This is a genomic window from Tsukamurella tyrosinosolvens, from assembly GCF_900104775.1.
Lineage (GTDB): Bacteria > Actinomycetota > Actinomycetes > Mycobacteriales > Mycobacteriaceae > Tsukamurella > Tsukamurella tyrosinosolvens.
Map to the genome: position 1 here is coordinate 2834650 of NZ_FNSA01000003.1, position 15057 is coordinate 2849706.

The following is a 15057-nucleotide window of genomic DNA, read 5'->3' on the forward strand; positions in this document are numbered from 1 at the left end:
CGCTCGCCGAAGACGTTGACCTCTCCCCCTCGGGTCGCCTTGGTCAGCTCGGCCGCGAACCAGGACGGAGACGCGGGGCCTGACTCAGCCACGGTTCAACTCCGCGGCGCCCTGCGCGGAAGCGATGCGAAGAGCAGCTGCGACCTGCTCGGCGCAGCAGTCGAACTCGTCGCCGGGGTACCCGTCAGGCTCGCCGATGAGTGGAGCGTTGTGCTCGCGCAGGGCAGCAGCGATCACGGCTGTGTCGGGGTCGCCGCCGCGGGGGCGACTGACGACGACGAGATCGTCCGCCGACAGGATCGCTGCGGCGAGATCGTGCGCGATACCCGAAGCCGCATCCAATTGTCCTCCGGACTTCAGAATCGGCTCGATCAGCCGCTTGAGGTGTTCCGCGACGCCGTTCATGACGCCACCTCCCCAAGCGCGGACTCCCCGCCGCCCAGTGCTGAACGCGGCAACGTGGCCAGGTGGCGGGAGACCGCGCTGAGCAACAGGATCAAGCGCAGCGCGACCACGACACCGGCACGCAACGAGAACACGAGCACAGCTAGGAGGGCCGCGCCAGTAACGAGCTTTCCAACTCCCAATGCGCCGAGGATCGCCACGCCCCACATCCCCGCGATGACGAGACTGAAGAAGGTTCCGAGTCCGGCCGCCACCGTCATCGTCGCCCCGGTCGCCCACAAGAAGGGGTAGACAGCGACCGCGGCCGGTCCACACCACGCTGACGCACGCACCCAGACGGGGAGCCGTTCACTGCGGGCATGTCCGCTCATCGGATCTCGATCCCGAGGTGGAAGGCGCGGACGGCGGCGAGTAGTGCGTAGGCGCAGTTCTCGGCCTCATCGGGCGCCATCGACACCCGCGAGTCCCCCACGCAGAGGGTGATGCCCAGCTTCCCGAAGATCGGCTCCGGGTCGACGGTGATGCCGTTGGACTGGACCAGGTAGAGGTCGTCGTCGTTGAAGTCGGTGCTCATGCGCTTTCCTTGGTTCGGTAGTGATCCCGTGTTCGGCCGACGTGGTCGTGGATGTGCATTGCCGCCTGCACCGTCAGCCCAGGCGCGGTGTCGGTCTCGAAATTCCCGCAACGCCCGCAGACACGCGCGAGCGTTACCCCTGGAGGTCTGCCGACGGGACGGGTGGTGGGGTACCACCCGCTCCACCGGTGCCTCCGCAGCCAGCAGCGGGCCGGGCGACCGACCGGGCCGCTCACAATCGGATCCGTTGCGCGGACGGCGGGGTTGTGCGGATCAGCCCGCAACGCTCGCAGCAGGATCGATTCGACGAGCTCGGCTCGATGCGGAAGCGGTGCCCGGCATGGTCGACGCACGGCGCGAGCTTCGCGAAGCTATCGTCGGACCCGATCGAGACGGTCATCGGAGTGCCGCCTCCTCGCCGTCGTCATCGTCGTCGTCCTTCTGGAAACGCTCGGGGACATCTCCGTAGACGCCCTGACTGTGGATGTCCTCGATCCCCGAATCGTTCGCATAGTCGCGGAGGAGCTCGTACTTGTCCGGGATCCCGTGCTTTCCGAGGTTCGCAGCGATGAAGTCCGAGACCGCGTCCGGATCGTTCATGTCGACCTTGCCGATCGCCGCGATCGCGTCGAAGACCTCCTCGTCGACGTCATAGGTCGCGACGGCAGTACTGGTGATGTGGAACTCGATCTTCATGTGACTCTCCTCTTGGCTGGTTGGTTGGTCTTGTGGGGAACGGGTTAGTCGCCGGCGCAGTAGTCGTCCCAGGCCTCGGACACCGCCTCGCCCCAGTTGTGGCCCAACGTGGTCTCGACGTCCTCGATCGTGAGCGTGTCGCTACGCAGGTACCGGTCGATCGTCTCGAATGCCTCCTCGAGCGCGTCCTCGATGATTCGGTCGACACACCGCGCGCTCTGCTCGCTCATCGGAGCAGCCCTGCGGTCTGCGCAGCTGTGATCCAGCTGTCCCACTCGTCGACCATCGCCTCCGCGAACTCGAGGTCGCTGACGCCGCTCGGGTTCGACAGGAACTTCGCGTCGGCGTTGTCGACCAGACGTCCGTCCATGTCGTCGAGCTCCTGCAGGTAGTCGACCGGGCGAATGGCGAGAAACTTCAAGAACACGGCGTACTGGGACAGCCGCCGGACCGCAGCTGTGGCACTTCGCCGGTCGTCCGGGCTGCCGTCCGTCACCACGATGACGAACAGGGGCGCCTGGGTCTTCTCGGCCAGCACCTCGACCTCCTTGAGCGCCGCGGTGAGGTTGGTCGAGCCCATCTTGCTCGGGCGATAGAGCTCGCGGTCGACGATGCCCGCGTAGTTCTCGACCGTCACGTTGACCTCGGCGCCAACGCCCGAGTCGAAAGGGATGACGGGGATGACCCCGTCACCGTCGACCTGCAGCGCGAATCCGAGAGCTCGCTCCACGAGCTGCTGAACGAGCCCGTCGCGGTAGTCCCGGTCCATCGACATGGAGTGATCGAGGAGGAGCAGGGCCTCGGTGCGCACTCCGGACAGTCCGCGCTTGGACAGGCTCACGCCGGCCTTGTCGTATCGCTTGAGCAGATCGACCCCGGCGCCGCGCTTCTCCAGGCTCACGCGGTCGTTGGCCGGGCCGTCGTCGCGGACCAGGGCGACGGTGTTCTTGGGGGTGAGGGTGGTGCTGTCGCCGCTACGGCGTCCGAACAGGCTCATGGTTCTCCTACTTGAGGTAGTTGGTGGCGAGGACTTCGAGTGCGTCGTCGAGCGTCTGGAGGCGAACGACCTGTGGCTGCGCGTGTGCGGCCCCGCGCTGCTCGAATCGTTCGTCGGCGACGGTTTCCAGGCGGGTCCGCACTTCCTCGGCCCGCGCCTCGGTCCGGAACGGCCCGACCGCCTCTGCGATGAGATGTGCGCCGGGGAAGTAGACGACCACGTGTTGTTCAGCCATGCGGCACCGCGGTCCGGCACTGCGGGCAGAGGAGGACGGTTTCGTCGGGTCCTCCCCACCCCTCCTGTTCGACGGCGTGCTGCTCGGCTTCGAGCTCGCTCGGCGCTGCTTCGGTCAGCGCCGGGCAACGGTCGCACGCCGCGCGAAACCCGGGCTCTTCGACGAACTTCGGCATCATCTACCTCTCTCGGGACTTCGGGGCTCGAGCGTGCACAGCCGCCGCGCCTGCGGACGTGTGCGGCGCGCTCACGCGGCGTCCTCCGCCCGCCGTCGACGCGAATCGTCGAAGGTCAGCAGAGGCTTCGCCCTCTCCCCCGTCCTGAGCTCCACGTACCCCGCGGAGCGGTTGGCGCATGGGCCGCAGGTGCTGACACTGCAGTGGGGTCCGGTGCGGAAGTCGCCGGCGCTGACGGTTCCGATGAAGTCCGCGCGGTGGTCGCACGGCGGCTCGAGGTTCCCGCGCTCCTGCCTGAGGGGCTTCCTCCGTGACACCGGGACCACTTCACCGTGCGCGGCCTCCGCTGCGGCCAGTTCCCTCGCCAGGTGCTTCGCGAGGTCGTGGCCGATGTCGGTGGGGCCGGGCAGCACCAGCCAGTTGCGGTTGGGCCATGCCTCGAGTGCCCCGCCGATCAGCTCAACGAGCTCGCGCTCGCGTGAGCTCGCTTCGCCGCTGGCTTCACAGGACGTGGGGTTACCGATCTCGGGCACAGTCACCAGCTCCCCGACGATCCGCCGCCGAAGTCACCGCCGCCTCCGCTGTAGCCCCCGCCGCCGAAGCTGGACGAACTCGACGAATTGGAGGACCCCAGCGAGCCGAGGATCGCGCCGGTGGCCAGCCCCGACGCGTAGTCGGAGCCGTAGGACGTGCCGTAGCTGGACGAGCTCGACCGGCGCGCGAGGCGGCGTCGCCGTTCCTCCTCGGCGCGCCGGCGCCCCTCGGCCTGATGCGTTGCCACCTGCCGGTCTACTTCCTCGGTCGCAGCGCGCGCCGCGCGCCGCAGGTCGTCCACCTGGGAGCCGAGTGCGTCGAGATCAGCCCCCTCGGCGGGGATCGCCGAGACCGTCACGTCCGTCTTGCGCGTCACCTCGAACGCGGCTACAACGGCGCGTTCGGCGGCCTCGGCTGAGACGCCGGGAACAGGCCGGCTGTACTGCTCGACGATCCGGGCGGCCCGGTCGCGGACGTAATTCAGCTCGGAGATCACGTGCCCGGCTCGCGCCACCTCGTCGGCCGCGGATGCGCGCAGCTGCGCTGCCTCCGAGAGCGCGGCGTCGACGTCCGCGCGCGGCGGCACATTCCCAGCGCCGATCAGATCGGCGCTGGCGAGGACCTCGTCGCGCTTGGCCCGCAGAGTCGCTCCGGTGTGAGACAGGTCGATGCCGGGCACTTCCGACGTAGCGGCCTGCTGGTCAAGCAGGCGCGCTTCGGCCTCGAGATCCGCACGCTTGCGTTCCGGCGTGCACAGAGCGATCTTGGCCTCCGCCGCGTCGGCGAGGGCCACCGCTTCGCGATCCACGGACCGCAGCTGCTCAATGAGTCTGGTCAACGCGGCGACACGATCGAGAACCTTGTCCTCCGTGCCGTCATCGAGGATGCCCGCGGGACGGTCGACCTTGCGGCGGAGCTCGTCACGACGTGACAGCAGCTCGGTGAAGGCGCCCAGGTCGACGGTGCCCTCGGCTTCGGCCGCGGCGGCCGTGGCGCGAACCTTCGCATCCTCCACGCCCGACGTTCTCGCCGCTGTGGTCGCATCGCTTCGCGCTGCCGAGAACGAGCGGATGGCCGCGTCCAGCCGCCGGCGAGCCTCCCGAGCTTCCTCCTTGCGGCGCGATCGGGTCTGCAGGACGTGGAAGCTCTGGAAGGCGGCGAAGATGAAGATCGCGAGCGCGATGATCCCGATCGCGAACCGCAGCATGGCGCGGCCGCCCGCCATCGTCGAGACGTCAGACGCGGGCGCCGACACGAGCGGCGCCGACCCCGATCCTTCGGTCGCATCGGGGGCGGGCTTCAGGGCCTCGTCGAGCGCCACCAAGGTGCTGGTGACGGCGCCTGTGAAGTCGGATCTGCGCAGATGCACGCCCATGTCTGCCCGCACGCGGTCGACCCACGGGTCGAGCCGGTGGAAGCTGGAGCCGTACTGGATGGCGTTGGTGCGATCCATCCCGAACTGGACCACCAGCAGGTTCGGCTTCGGAGTCTTCCCGTCGGCGCCGAGCCAGGAGGGGCACTCACGGTACGCGTCCTGCCACCACACCGCGGCTGATCCACCGGGAGTGTTCTGGAAGGCGCGTACGTAGACATCGGCGCCCGTGGCTCCGCGCAGGTCCAGGACTCGTGTCGTGACGGACGCGGAGTCGAGCACCTTGTCGTGGGTCGCATCGACGACCGGGGCGGAGCAGGCGCCCGCGGGATCCGCCTGCGCCGGCGAAGCGGCGAGCAGCATCGGGCCGGCCGCGATAGCCGTGATCAGGGCAAGGCACGCGGAGCGGTGAACGGGGCGATGCGACATCGACAGTCTCCTCGACTTCCTTGTGGGTGAACACCACCCATAGACTCTCTATTTTAGAGACTACAGGGAGTATGTCTCCGCGCCAACAGCGATTGAGCGTGGCTCTCCGGCCGCGTCGCGAGCCGACTATGCGGCGTCGTCGAACGGCTCGTAGCTGCGAATGAGCGTTGTCGTGCTCATCCGCGACGCGCGACCGGTCACGGTGTTGCTCACTGCTACGGCTCCGCGGATGTCGTCAGCGACGGCCTCGATGCGCACGGTGTGCTCATCCATCCGGTGCTTCCATGTGCGGCCCTCAGCTATCGAGCGCAGCGCCTTGGATCCGTTCATCGTGCCGCTTCCGCGTCTTCCTCCACGCACGCGCCGTGACGGAAGTCGGGCTCCCAGGCGGCGGCCTCCGCGCTCACTGCAGCGAACACCTCGTCACGAGACTTGACCGACCCGTCGAGGTTGCGGTTGAACGGATTCACCGTCTGCTCGAAGGTGCGCCGGCGCGTCGTTCGCTTGCCGCAGGCCGGGCATGCGCCGGTTCGCTGGGCTCCGCGCCGGACGGTCTCGAACGTATAGGTGGTCATGGGGTTCTCCTAGTCGTTGGTCGGTCGGGTCGCGGCGGGCTGGCGAAGTGCGTCGCCCGTCGGCGTCTGGTGGTCCGCGCACCCGCCTCACCGCGGCTCTCACGAGCCTCTTTTTCCGCGCGCCCGGCGAAGCGCCCGGCGGCGATCCACTGACGCCCGACGTCGATGGCACCTTCGGGGGTCCATTCCCATCCGGCGCCCCACACGAGTCCGCGGCTGGCGACGACCGAGCCCGCCTCCGACCCGTCGGAGAAGGCGAAGTCGCCGTTCTCGTCCCGTTCGGGTTCGTCGAGCTCGATAAGAGCCAGACCGTCGGCCTCGCCGATGGCCTGGGCTACGTGGATGGACCAGCCCGTGCGGCCGTCGACTGCGCGACCGCATTTGCACTGGTCCGTTCCCTGTGGCGATTCGAAGTGGTCGTGCCCCTCGAAGACGTCGGCGGCCCGGTCGACGGCGCTCATCGGACGATCTCGATGCCGCAGGAGGCGAGGAGCTCCCCGAGCGTCCGCGAGCGACGTTTCAGCAGCGAGCAGTTCACCAGCGTGACCCAGCCGCCGAACTCGTCCCGAGCGATCCACCCAGGGTTCGCAGGATCCATCGCGTATACGTCCACCAGAGGGCCGGACGTGCACGCGATACCGAACGCATGCTCGGCGTTGTCGTCGCCGACGATCGGCGGATCGAACCGCAGCACCTGGGCGACGGTGCCGTCGATGAACTTCTCGCGGACGCGGATCTCGCACACCTGCGCCGTCGCCTCGGTGGTCACGTCGTCACTCCCCAGCCGACCGAACCGTCTTCGTAGGTGACCGCAACCCCGGCCTCCCGCAGCGCGCGACGCATCTGCGCACGCATCCACGCTCTGTTGCACATCTCGGGGTGCCCGTCTCGCCCGCACGACCGAGCAAGCGGCGGCAGGCCGTGCTCAGCGAAGACCTGATCGGCGCGCGCCCACTCGGCGGTATCCGGGACCATGCGGCCGTCGCCTGCGAACAGGAGCGTCACGTCGACGCCGGACTGGATGCTCATCGGGTCTCCTCGATGGCGTGGCGAACACGCGAGGCGAGCAGTTTGATCCCCTGCGCCGTCTCCTGCGTGTAGTCGTCGACGCGATCCTCAGTCAGCTCCAGCACGTGATTCACGCGCGCGATGGCAGCGTTCGCCTCTGCCAGGGCGGCACGGGCCTCGTCACGCTCAGCCTTGCGCTCTCGACCCCACGCCACCGCCTCGTTGATCCGCATTGTCAGCGCTGCGTCCTGGCTCGCAATCGCCTGGTCGCGAGACGCGGCGAGGGCCATCTGCTCTTCGAGCGCATCCAGGACGCGGTTCAGGATGTCCGCGGACTCGAACTTGCCGTGCTGTATCGCGAGAGCGTTGGCGTATGCGCGGCCTTCGCGGATGAGGTCGGTCGGTTCACCCACAGTCATCAGCAGCTCCCATCGCAGGTACACCCGAAGCACTCCGGGCACTTCTCGCCCGAGCCGCCTCCGCACTCGCCACTGGTCACTCCGTCGCGGTCCATGGGCTCGTCGCATTCGCGGCAGCGTCGGACGAGGCTGTCCTTGAGCGCTTGCAGGAGGTTCGGGACGCCGCACACGCATTCCCATGCGCCGCAGCACTCCCACACGCTGTCGGTGCCGTCCTGGTGCGTCATCAGTCGCTCACCGCCTCCGCTGCCTTCGCGGCGGCCAGGAGCGCGGCAGCCAAGTGAACCGCGGCCCTCGGCGAGCGGAACATGCCGCCGTACCGTCCGGCGATCCACGCGACGCTGTGTAGGCGCACGTCGCCATCCGGTTCAGCGTGGGCGATCGCACCGCAGCCCGCGTCGAAGGTCGGCCGGTCCACATCCGGCTCCGGCTTCGGCAGCTCGATGACGGCGATGTCGCCGGCCCCGTCGATCACGGCGGCCAGGTGCTCGGCCCACAGGCGGTACGTCCGGTACTCCGGGGCGTCCATGTCGGCCCACTCCTGAGCGTCCCAATTGGGCGACTCGGTGCCCATCCATCCGCACGTGCAGCCGTCGACCCACGAGTAGCCGTCATCCGGGCTCAGCTGGTCCGGGGCGTGGTCCGCAGCGATCGCAGCGAGCCGGTCCTGGGCGCTCACGACGCACCGCCCTCAGCCTCGGCGGCACGGTCGCTGGAGCAGCGCATGCAAACCGGAGGAACGGCATCGAGGAAGCGGCGCACCTGGGCCTCACTGCCCAATCCAAGGGGAAACTCGGCGTCGCAACCTGTGCAGTTGGTGGTCCATATGGTGCAGCGCGAGGCGCGGCTATAGACCCGGCGCAGAGGCAGAGCGCCGACGGTGGGGTTCGGGGTGCTCACGATGCGCTCCCATCAGGCAGCACGCGAACGTGGATCAGCGTGCAGTCGGTGTCGTCCCACTCGTGCTCGACCTCGTGGCGACCGCATCCGTGCTCCAAGGCGATGTCATGGGCGGAGTTGCAGATCCAGCCGTTGTCTTCGACCACACACCGCTTGTAGGGCACCGTCCAGCCGTACTCGTACCGCCAACTGTGGAGAACGCCGTGGAACTCGAGCTCGTCGTACCCTTCCCACGGCGCGTCGTTGTCGCAGCCGTACGGGCCATCAGCGGCGGAACGGCCGTCGACCTCGTGGGGTTCGTCGCATCCGATCCAGCCGCCGCACTTGTCGACGTTTAGGCACTCGACGGAGTGCTTGAAGCTCGGGCACTCGGGGTCGTAGTCGTTGTCTTTCGTGACGGTGAGGATGTGCCCGCGTGGCTTGTCGGCGCTCACTTCTCCGCCTCCTGACGCACGCGGTCGAGGGTGCACGTCCAGCAGTACCGGCCCCAACACGTCATGATGATCCGGCCGCAGCCGCCCTTGCACGCATTCACTGTCCCGCCTCCTGATGCTCAGCACGGACACGCACAAGGGTTGCCTCCGCGGCCTTCTGCGCGATATGCCACGCGGACTCCTCACGGCTCCGCACTTCGTCGGCAACATCTTCCGTGAGCTTGCGGTCGGCGGCGTCCTGGACGGCCTCGGCGCGCTCACGGTCCAGGCGAACGATCTCGTCAGCGAGAAGGTAGGCGAAAGATCCGAGCGTCGCGCCCTTAGCCGTAGCCGGGCCGACTGCGCTACGGAGCTTTAGTACAACTTCACGCACCTGCCGCAGATCCTCAGGGTTGCCCGGGTCAAGTGGGGCGGACACGGGGACACGCAGCGTCCAGTGCCCGTCGCCACGGTCGAGCCAGTCGCCGATCTGGATGGAGCGCCCTGCGCTGTCCTCCACTTCCACGAAGCGGCCGGACTCGTGCGAAGGAGGCCCGTCGAAGACGATGTCCAACCAGCCCGATGCATCGTCCCGTGCCAGCGGCGCGGGAGCGGCGAATGGAACGCCCAGTACGCGGTCGTCCAGACTCAACGACGACGTGCTGCCGTCGGCCACGCTCTCAACGGCGGCAGCCAACTCAAGGGCCTCGACCACCGCGGACGTCTCGGCCACCAGCGGCACCAGGTCCGCGGCCTCGGCCTCCTCCTGCGAGCGGAAGTCGTACGTCGCACCGTCCACGCTCACAACCAACCACGGCTTCGGCCGCATGACCGCCGCGGCCAGCGAGCCGCCCGTGAGCGAGCTATGCGTCAGCACCCATGTGCCGCCCTTCCGGTCGGTGCCACGCCAACCCGGCTGAGCATCGCGTGCGTAGTTCTTGCCGGTCATGCTGCCTCCCAGAGGGTCCGTAGGACGTTGTGCTCGGTGCTCGTGTCTTCCCGTGGCCGGCCAGGGGCATTCCACCCGGGACGCGGGCTGCGCTCAGCGATGACTCGCCAGCCGGCGCCGCGCAGGCTTGCGCCCGACTCCTCCCTGCGGGTGTAGGTGATCAGCCGGCGGTACCCGAGGGCGCGGGCCGCGCGCCACGAGGCGCCGTAGAGCGCGCTCGCCGCGTTGCGGGTGCCGTCGGTCGCGCAGCGAGTGACCTCAAGGGTGAGTCCGTCGTCGAAGTGGCGGGCGACGGGCCGGCCGACGATGGCGACCCCGACGACGGTGTCACCGTCGGTGCAGGCGATCGAGAACTTGTGGCCGACCGGCGGCTTGTGGTGCCTGTGCACCCGCCCGACGAAGGCCTTGGCCTCGGCGAGCGTGGTGGGGCAGATCGTCAGGCGCATCGCTCGGCTACCCGATCCGCCGGTCGCGCCGAACCACGTGCCCTCGAGAAGCGCGGGTTGCGCGCAAGTCCCACGCTCGAGTTCTCGGCGCGGCTCCGCGCATCGGAGAGCCCCGCCAAGTAGCACACGAAGGCCACGTTCCACTCCTCCGAGTGCCTGGCCGCTCCTCGAGCGTCGGCGAACTCCTCTGCCCGTGTCCGGTCCTCGGTGTCCTCGTCGTCGGCGGCAGCTGTCCGCTCCAGACGCTCAGCCTTCTCGATCAACGCGTCCGCGGTGACCGCCTTCGGCTTGCCGATGCCTTCGCGCTCGACCACGGCGGCGGCCAGGCGCAGCACGTCCGCCTCGCGGTCGGGATCATTCGGATCGAGCAGAGCGTCGGGCCCTTCGGCCGGCGCCACGATCACCGGCGCGCCCACCGTCTGCACCAGCCGGGCACGCGAACCGAGGGTGCCCGTCGATGTGTCGCGACACGCCTTGAGAAGCCGCAGGTCATCCTCGGAGAGCTCGTAGAGCGGGCTCAGCCCCGCGGCTTCGGCCTCCTCCTGCGTGCACGCCCGGTAGCCGACCGAGAGGTCGTTGATGAACCGCGCCCACGGGCGCTCCGCCCGGCTGTCGGTGCGTAGCACCCACACTCGACCCTTGCGGTCGATGAACGGCTGGCCCGGGGTGCGTCCCGGGCGAGGGTTCGCGGTCATTCCTCTGCCTCTCCGTGGTGGCTCGTGTTGTGGCGCTCGACTGCACGCTCGGCCGGCGCGCGCTCTTCCCAGTACTCCGACTCCCAGTCGCAGTCAGGGCAGAACGCGGAGTAGGACTCTTCTACGTGCGCGCTCAATGCGGCGCTCCCGCCGCTTTCACGCACCGCCGGCAGAGCGGTGCGTCAGGCAGATCGATGAGATGGGCGGGAAGCTCCCCGTCGAGGGGGTAGAGCTCGGTGGCGGCGCTGCACGCCGCTTGGACCCGCCCGGACGCGCCCCACCGGCCTCCCGGGATCTCGATCGCAGTCGCGAGGTGCTTGCGGCCGCTCCACGTCAGGCCCCACCGCTGCTCGGTCACTTCGCCTCCTCTTCATCGAAGACCTGGATGACGATGCGCGTCGCCCCGTATCGGACCTCTGCTGCGCTTTCGTAGTGGTACCGAGCCCACGCGGCCACCGCGAGGATGCAGTCGTCCGTGACGTCCTGCTTATCGCCGAGCAACAGAGTTTCGGCCTTGTTCAGGCGCGCCGCCGAGATCCTGTCGGTGAAACGCTCCGCCTGGATTCCGATCTTCACGACTCCCCCTGACTGCAAGCATTCGCGGCGTGAACCCGCTCCGCCGCCATGGCTTCGAGATGTGAGGCGATCAGCCACTCAGGCACCGGCAGATCCTTGGTCTCGAACCCACCGCCGGGGTTGATCTTCATCGCGAGCCAGGTCGCTCTGGCGTACCCCTCGGCGCGCTGGCGGGCGCACTCGTCGACCTCCGACCTCGTCGCGGTCACAGGTTCTCTCCACCGGTCATGGCGACATGGTGGGCGAGCACGGCGCGGCGCTCCTTGTCGAGCGCGTTCTCGTCGATGCCGAAGGACTCGAACATGAGGCTGCGGCTCGAGCGCGGCACGGGCACCAGCTGCTCGTCGCGGAACCCGGAATCCTCCTCGTAGTGCGCGAGCACGATTCCCTTCGCGTCGAGCCACTCGAGGAACTCGAAAACGGCGTCCATCTCCGCCTTCTCGGCGGTCATCTTGTCGATGACGGGAGTCGCGGGCGCGACCGTCTCCATCGCGCTCATGCCGCATCTCCGACGGAGTCGGCGACGGCGTTGAAGTTGAGCGGCCGCGGAGCGACGTCGAGGGCCCCGCCCGGGGCGAGCTCCAACTTGATCGCTTCGGCGACCTCGCCGGCGAGCCAGACGGCGTCCTCCTCCGAGAGCGTGCGTCCACGCTGGTGGTCGTAGCCGGGGTTGATCCCTCGATCGGAGATGGTCTCCGCGATCACATCCGCGAGACGGTGCGTCTCGATCGTGGCGAGTTTCGCTGTCTGGATCGCCATCTGGGCCTCCTGGTGTGTTGCGGAGCGGCCCGCTTCGATGCGTCCGACTCTCTATTTTAGAGAGTAGAACGTATCCGTCCGAGACGCAACAGCGCCTCCCCGAGCGCCTCGCTCATTCCGTGCCGCGGACAATTCCGCAGGAGCGTAGATCGTCAACCGCCAGCTGCAGGCGAGCGAGGAGCTCCTCAGCCTCGCGCAGCGGAATCGACTGGTACGGAACCTCGATCACGAGTCGGTCGAACTGGACCACGATGTCCGCGTTCGGCTCAGCCGCCACAGCGCGCCTGCTCGAAGTCGGGGCGGTAGAAGTACTCCGCGGGGCCGTCCGAGCGCCAGCGCCCGTCGTCGGTCTTCGCGCGGATGTTCCCGTTCTTGAAGACGTGAGTCACCCGCAGCGGCCGCTGCTTGAATGCCGCCTCGTACTCCCGGTAGTCGACCGGCAAGACGATGTCGCCCACCTGCAGGTCAGTCATAGCATTCCTCTCATCGTGCGCTTCAGCGCGGGAAGGTTCATCTGGGGCCGGTGCCGTTCGTTGGTGACGGGATCTGGTTCCGCGGCGTTGCGACGCGCCCCATGATGGTGAGCCGAGAGAGCGCCATGGTCTGCGCGTTCGGGGCGGGGTCCTCGGAGGAACCTGTTGCGGCGAGAACCGTGACCGACAGTGCGCGCGACGCCACGGTGGAGTCGATACGGAACGTGACTGGAGCACGACCGGGACGGACAGGCTGGGTGTAGACGGAACCGCCGGTCCGCCAGGTCAGGAGCGTCGGACTCCCGACCGTGGTCCACATGTCCACGCCACGGTCGTCGACGTAGTCGTAACCCGGGACGAACGTGACTGCCGAGACCGCGACCTCACGTTCGAAGACGATGTTGAGGACCGGGCGTGTGTCTTCGCTGCCACAGACCCATGCCCTGGTCGGATTCTGGGCGAGCGCTCCCACCGGGTCCGATCCGATCCGGTTGCAGGTCGTCGTCAGGGCCAGCGGAGTCAGCGGAACCTCGGGCGCAGCCCAGTCCACGACCCAGTCGGTCGCCGAGGACGGCGCCGCCGCCCCCGGGGGGCGTGGCGTGACCGGTGTCGGCCACGCCCCGATCTCCTCGGTCTTCGGCGCGGCGCCGAGCCGGTTGAGCGCCTCGGACGTGCGGTAGGTGGTGTAGAGGCCGACCAGGCTCAGCACCAGAGACGCGACCGCCGCTGCGAGCGTGACGGCCTGCAGGCGTGGAACTCGCCTCGACGAGCCCCAGGGATCGGCGGCGATCACAGGGACGGCGGGCTCGGGATTCGGATCGAGCGACATCAAGGGTTCTCCTCGCAGTAGCAGCCGCAGTTCTCGCACGCCCCCGGCCCGAACACGTCGGGCGGCGCACACTCACCGTCGGCGTAGCAGGCGAAGCCTGCTCCGTCCCGGCCGACCGGGCGCCAGCAGCGGCGACAGATGAGTTCGGGCACGAGGTCAGCCATCATCGCCCCCTCCGTCCCGGCTCGATGGGGTGCGGCGGCGACCCCGCGTGAGTCGGTGGGTGAGGCGACGACGCTGAGCTCCGAAGAACCGGCGGAGGCGGCCCGGCCGACGCGAGCGGCCGTCGCGGTCGAAGAAGTCCAGCGCCGTGTCGAGCAGCTCCTCGAAGATCTCATCCATGGCGCACTCCTCCACGTTCGGAGCCGTCTCGCGGTGCGCAGCAGTGTGCGCGGTGCAGGAGGTCGTCGGCTTCATCCTCGGAAGCAAGGTCCTCGTGCGTGATTGCAGCGAGGTCGCCGGCGACGGAGATCACGCCGGAGCCGTACTCGTCGCCCTGCACCAGGATCTCGACGAGGCCGGCGGTCGCCGGCACGGTGACGTGCTCAAGGTGATCGGCATCGTGGAGAGCGTGCGCCACCCGGACGAGCAGCAGCGCGAGGAACTGGCGAGGGGGCAGCCGTCGCGCCTCGTCGAGGGTTCGCGCCGCGGTGTCGAAGAGTTGGACGATCGGCCCCCTACCCATGGCACCACCCGGTATGGCGGCGACCGCACGCGGTGCAGTCCAGCGGCGCCGGGCTGCAGAGACCGCGCCCGCACTCGACCCCGAAGACGCAGCCGCTGCACATGATCGAGTAGCGCTCGATGTGGCCGGTGTAGCCGACGGTCTCGCCGCGCCGGCCGCAGCACTCGCAAACCAGGCGCCCTTCGACGCACCACCGTGCCACCAGTTCGGCGTAGTGGCGGCGCCGGATTGCGTCTGCCTCGATGCCGATCCGCCACGGCGCGATCGGCGTGACGGGGTGTGTGATGCCGTACCAGAGCAGCATTCGACGCAGACGGCGGTTCGTGCCGGCGCCGGCCGGCCTTCTCGCGGCCATCCAGGATGTGGTGCTCACGGCTCCTGGTCCTGACCCTGAATCGTCAGCACGATCACGAGCTGGTCGTCCTCCACCCGCAGGCGCGACCAGTCGTCCATGGAGGTGCTGATCCCGTGTTCCTTAGCGACGTCCTGGGCCCACTTCAGCGCGATACCGAAGTCCTTCCAGTCGCCACCCTCCGGCCACGGACACGGGACGATGAACCGGTGTTCGGTGACGGTGCGCACGGTGTGAGTTGCGTTGGTCATGAGGCCTCCTCGAGGGTCGGTCGGCGGGACGCGTCTGTGGGCGGGTCAGATGTGAGGTTCTGCACGACCACGCCGCGCTTCTTCGTCGCGGACCACAGACGGACTGTGGCGCCGCTGGCGTCCTCTCGCCGCACCTCCCAGCCGACCCAGACGCCTTGGCGATAGACGTCGGTGATCGTCGTCATGCCGCCGCCGAGGTGCCGCACCGTGATGCTGTGATCGGTCCTGTGCCGCATTCGTCCGCGATGGTGCTCGACGCGCGGCTGGGCACAGACGCGAGCCTCGAGGCCTGCCTTGTTGATGGAGGCGG

At 68.6% G+C, this 15057-nt stretch carries 35 protein-coding genes; all 35 read right to left on the reverse strand.

Going from position 1 to position 15057, the window contains the following annotated elements; translation table 11 throughout:
- Positions 1–84: 84 nt before the first annotated feature.
- Positions 85–405 carry a hypothetical protein gene (locus BLW32_RS15995; RefSeq protein WP_068742747.1) on the reverse strand — a complete coding sequence of 107 codons (321 nt, stop codon included), beginning with the start codon at positions 403–405 and terminating at the stop codon, positions 85–87.
- The gene (locus BLW32_RS16000) at positions 402–659 is read right to left on the reverse strand and encodes a hypothetical protein (protein WP_074850630.1); all 258 of its coding nucleotides are present in this window, start codon (positions 657–659) and stop codon (positions 402–404) included. Before BLW32_RS16000 ends, BLW32_RS15995 begins: the two co-directional genes overlap by 4 nt.
- 113 nt (positions 660–772) lie before the next feature.
- Positions 773–979 carry a hypothetical protein gene (locus BLW32_RS16005; RefSeq protein WP_068742745.1) on the reverse strand — a complete coding sequence of 69 codons (207 nt, stop codon included), beginning with the start codon at positions 977–979 and terminating at the stop codon, positions 773–775.
- A gap of 232 nt (positions 980–1211) precedes the next feature.
- Complete coding sequence (locus BLW32_RS27750) at positions 1212–1379, reverse strand: hypothetical protein (protein WP_156486428.1); 168 nt, start codon at positions 1377–1379, stop codon at positions 1212–1214.
- On the reverse strand, positions 1376–1675 hold the full coding sequence (locus BLW32_RS16010; protein WP_068742744.1) for a hypothetical protein: 300 nt from the start codon (positions 1673–1675) through the stop codon (positions 1376–1378). The genes BLW32_RS27750 and BLW32_RS16010 overlap by 4 nt, the downstream gene beginning before the upstream one ends.
- Before the next feature lie 44 nt (positions 1676–1719).
- Positions 1720–1905 carry a hypothetical protein gene (locus BLW32_RS16015; protein WP_068742743.1) on the reverse strand — a complete coding sequence of 62 codons (186 nt, stop codon included), beginning with the start codon at positions 1903–1905 and terminating at the stop codon, positions 1720–1722.
- The gene (locus BLW32_RS16020; RefSeq protein ID WP_068742742.1) at positions 1902–2672 is read right to left on the reverse strand and encodes a VWA domain-containing protein; all 771 of its coding nucleotides are present in this window, start codon (positions 2670–2672) and stop codon (positions 1902–1904) included. Before BLW32_RS16020 ends, BLW32_RS16015 begins: the two co-directional genes overlap by 4 nt.
- Before the next feature lie 7 nt (positions 2673–2679).
- Positions 2680–2907 (reverse strand): hypothetical protein, encoded by a 228-nt coding sequence (locus tag BLW32_RS16025; protein ID WP_139286214.1) that lies wholly within the window; start codon positions 2905–2907, stop codon positions 2680–2682.
- The gene (locus BLW32_RS16030) at positions 2900–3085 is read right to left on the reverse strand and encodes a hypothetical protein (protein WP_068742740.1); all 186 of its coding nucleotides are present in this window, start codon (positions 3083–3085) and stop codon (positions 2900–2902) included. Before BLW32_RS16030 ends, BLW32_RS16025 begins: the two co-directional genes overlap by 8 nt.
- A 68-nt stretch (positions 3086–3153) precedes the next feature.
- On the reverse strand, positions 3154–3621 hold the full coding sequence (locus tag BLW32_RS16035; protein ID WP_139286215.1) for a hypothetical protein: 468 nt from the start codon (positions 3619–3621) through the stop codon (positions 3154–3156).
- The gene (locus tag BLW32_RS16040; RefSeq protein WP_139286216.1) at positions 3618–5162 is read right to left on the reverse strand and encodes a hypothetical protein; all 1545 of its coding nucleotides are present in this window, start codon (positions 5160–5162) and stop codon (positions 3618–3620) included. Before BLW32_RS16040 ends, BLW32_RS16035 begins: the two co-directional genes overlap by 4 nt.
- Positions 5163–5543: 381 nt before the next feature.
- Positions 5544–5690: a hypothetical protein gene (locus tag BLW32_RS27755; RefSeq protein ID WP_156486427.1), complete on the reverse strand. Its 147-nt coding sequence runs from the start codon at positions 5688–5690 to the stop codon at positions 5544–5546.
- A gap of 53 nt (positions 5691–5743) precedes the next feature.
- The gene (locus tag BLW32_RS16045; RefSeq protein ID WP_068742738.1) at positions 5744–5992 is read right to left on the reverse strand and encodes a hypothetical protein; all 249 of its coding nucleotides are present in this window, start codon (positions 5990–5992) and stop codon (positions 5744–5746) included.
- The gene (locus tag BLW32_RS16050; protein ID WP_068742737.1) at positions 5989–6453 is read right to left on the reverse strand and encodes a hypothetical protein; all 465 of its coding nucleotides are present in this window, start codon (positions 6451–6453) and stop codon (positions 5989–5991) included. The genes BLW32_RS16045 and BLW32_RS16050 overlap by 4 nt, the downstream gene beginning before the upstream one ends.
- Positions 6450–6761 carry a hypothetical protein gene (locus BLW32_RS16055; RefSeq protein WP_068742736.1) on the reverse strand — a complete coding sequence of 104 codons (312 nt, stop codon included), beginning with the start codon at positions 6759–6761 and terminating at the stop codon, positions 6450–6452. The genes BLW32_RS16050 and BLW32_RS16055 overlap by 4 nt, the downstream gene beginning before the upstream one ends.
- Positions 6758–7021 carry a hypothetical protein gene (locus BLW32_RS16060; protein ID WP_068742735.1) on the reverse strand — a complete coding sequence of 88 codons (264 nt, stop codon included), beginning with the start codon at positions 7019–7021 and terminating at the stop codon, positions 6758–6760. The genes BLW32_RS16055 and BLW32_RS16060 overlap by 4 nt, the downstream gene beginning before the upstream one ends.
- Positions 7018–7419 (reverse strand): hypothetical protein, encoded by a 402-nt coding sequence (locus tag BLW32_RS16065; RefSeq protein ID WP_139286217.1) that lies wholly within the window; start codon positions 7417–7419, stop codon positions 7018–7020. Before BLW32_RS16065 ends, BLW32_RS16060 begins: the two co-directional genes overlap by 4 nt.
- A 226-nt stretch (positions 7420–7645) precedes the next feature.
- Entirely contained in the window at positions 7646–8098 is a 453-nt protein-coding gene (locus tag BLW32_RS16070) for a hypothetical protein (protein ID WP_068742733.1), read from the reverse strand.
- Between the two features lie 217 nt (positions 8099–8315).
- A complete protein-coding gene (locus BLW32_RS16075; protein WP_068742732.1) occupies positions 8316–8753 on the reverse strand; it encodes a hypothetical protein in 438 nt (145 codons plus the stop codon).
- 97 nt (positions 8754–8850) lie between these two features.
- Positions 8851–9681, reverse strand: a complete 831-nt coding sequence (locus BLW32_RS16080; protein ID WP_139286218.1) for a hypothetical protein — start codon at positions 9679–9681, stop codon at positions 8851–8853.
- Positions 9678–10127 carry an XF1762 family protein gene (locus tag BLW32_RS16085; protein WP_068742730.1) on the reverse strand — a complete coding sequence of 150 codons (450 nt, stop codon included), beginning with the start codon at positions 10125–10127 and terminating at the stop codon, positions 9678–9680. The genes BLW32_RS16080 and BLW32_RS16085 overlap by 4 nt, the downstream gene beginning before the upstream one ends.
- Positions 10118–10822 carry a hypothetical protein gene (locus tag BLW32_RS16090; RefSeq protein WP_068742729.1) on the reverse strand — a complete coding sequence of 235 codons (705 nt, stop codon included), beginning with the start codon at positions 10820–10822 and terminating at the stop codon, positions 10118–10120. The genes BLW32_RS16085 and BLW32_RS16090 overlap by 10 nt, the downstream gene beginning before the upstream one ends.
- A 354-nt stretch (positions 10823–11176) precedes the next feature.
- The gene (locus tag BLW32_RS16100; RefSeq protein WP_068742727.1) at positions 11177–11398 is read right to left on the reverse strand and encodes a DUF7446 family protein; all 222 of its coding nucleotides are present in this window, start codon (positions 11396–11398) and stop codon (positions 11177–11179) included.
- Entirely contained in the window at positions 11395–11607 is a 213-nt protein-coding gene (locus tag BLW32_RS16105; RefSeq protein WP_068742726.1) for a hypothetical protein, read from the reverse strand. Before BLW32_RS16105 ends, BLW32_RS16100 begins: the two co-directional genes overlap by 4 nt.
- The gene (locus BLW32_RS16110) at positions 11604–11897 is read right to left on the reverse strand and encodes a hypothetical protein (RefSeq protein WP_068742725.1); all 294 of its coding nucleotides are present in this window, start codon (positions 11895–11897) and stop codon (positions 11604–11606) included. Before BLW32_RS16110 ends, BLW32_RS16105 begins: the two co-directional genes overlap by 4 nt.
- The gene (locus BLW32_RS16115) at positions 11894–12157 is read right to left on the reverse strand and encodes a hypothetical protein (RefSeq protein ID WP_068742724.1); all 264 of its coding nucleotides are present in this window, start codon (positions 12155–12157) and stop codon (positions 11894–11896) included. Before BLW32_RS16115 ends, BLW32_RS16110 begins: the two co-directional genes overlap by 4 nt.
- Before the next feature lie 112 nt (positions 12158–12269).
- Positions 12270–12434, reverse strand: coding sequence for a hypothetical protein (locus BLW32_RS27760; protein WP_156486426.1), 165 nt, complete (start codon positions 12432–12434; stop codon positions 12270–12272).
- Positions 12424–12630 (reverse strand): hypothetical protein, encoded by a 207-nt coding sequence (locus BLW32_RS16120; protein WP_068742723.1) that lies wholly within the window; start codon positions 12628–12630, stop codon positions 12424–12426. The genes BLW32_RS27760 and BLW32_RS16120 overlap by 11 nt, the downstream gene beginning before the upstream one ends.
- A gap of 37 nt (positions 12631–12667) precedes the next feature.
- Positions 12668–13459, reverse strand: a complete 792-nt coding sequence (locus tag BLW32_RS16125) for a hypothetical protein (protein ID WP_068742722.1) — start codon at positions 13457–13459, stop codon at positions 12668–12670.
- Entirely contained in the window at positions 13459–13623 is a 165-nt protein-coding gene (locus BLW32_RS27765) for a hypothetical protein (protein ID WP_156486425.1), read from the reverse strand. Before BLW32_RS27765 ends, BLW32_RS16125 begins: the two co-directional genes overlap by 1 nt.
- The gene (locus BLW32_RS16130) at positions 13616–13801 is read right to left on the reverse strand and encodes a hypothetical protein (RefSeq protein WP_139286219.1); all 186 of its coding nucleotides are present in this window, start codon (positions 13799–13801) and stop codon (positions 13616–13618) included. The genes BLW32_RS27765 and BLW32_RS16130 overlap by 8 nt, the downstream gene beginning before the upstream one ends.
- Entirely contained in the window at positions 13794–14144 is a 351-nt protein-coding gene (locus tag BLW32_RS16135; RefSeq protein WP_068742720.1) for a hypothetical protein, read from the reverse strand. The genes BLW32_RS16130 and BLW32_RS16135 overlap by 8 nt, the downstream gene beginning before the upstream one ends.
- Positions 14137–14517: a hypothetical protein gene (locus BLW32_RS16140; protein ID WP_139286220.1), complete on the reverse strand. Its 381-nt coding sequence runs from the start codon at positions 14515–14517 to the stop codon at positions 14137–14139. Before BLW32_RS16140 ends, BLW32_RS16135 begins: the two co-directional genes overlap by 8 nt.
- Complete coding sequence (locus BLW32_RS16145) at positions 14514–14747, reverse strand: hypothetical protein (RefSeq protein WP_068742718.1); 234 nt, start codon at positions 14745–14747, stop codon at positions 14514–14516. Before BLW32_RS16145 ends, BLW32_RS16140 begins: the two co-directional genes overlap by 4 nt.
- Complete coding sequence (locus tag BLW32_RS16150) at positions 14744–14983, reverse strand: hypothetical protein (RefSeq protein ID WP_068742717.1); 240 nt, start codon at positions 14981–14983, stop codon at positions 14744–14746. The genes BLW32_RS16145 and BLW32_RS16150 overlap by 4 nt, the downstream gene beginning before the upstream one ends.
- Positions 14984–15057 lie beyond the last annotated feature (74 nt).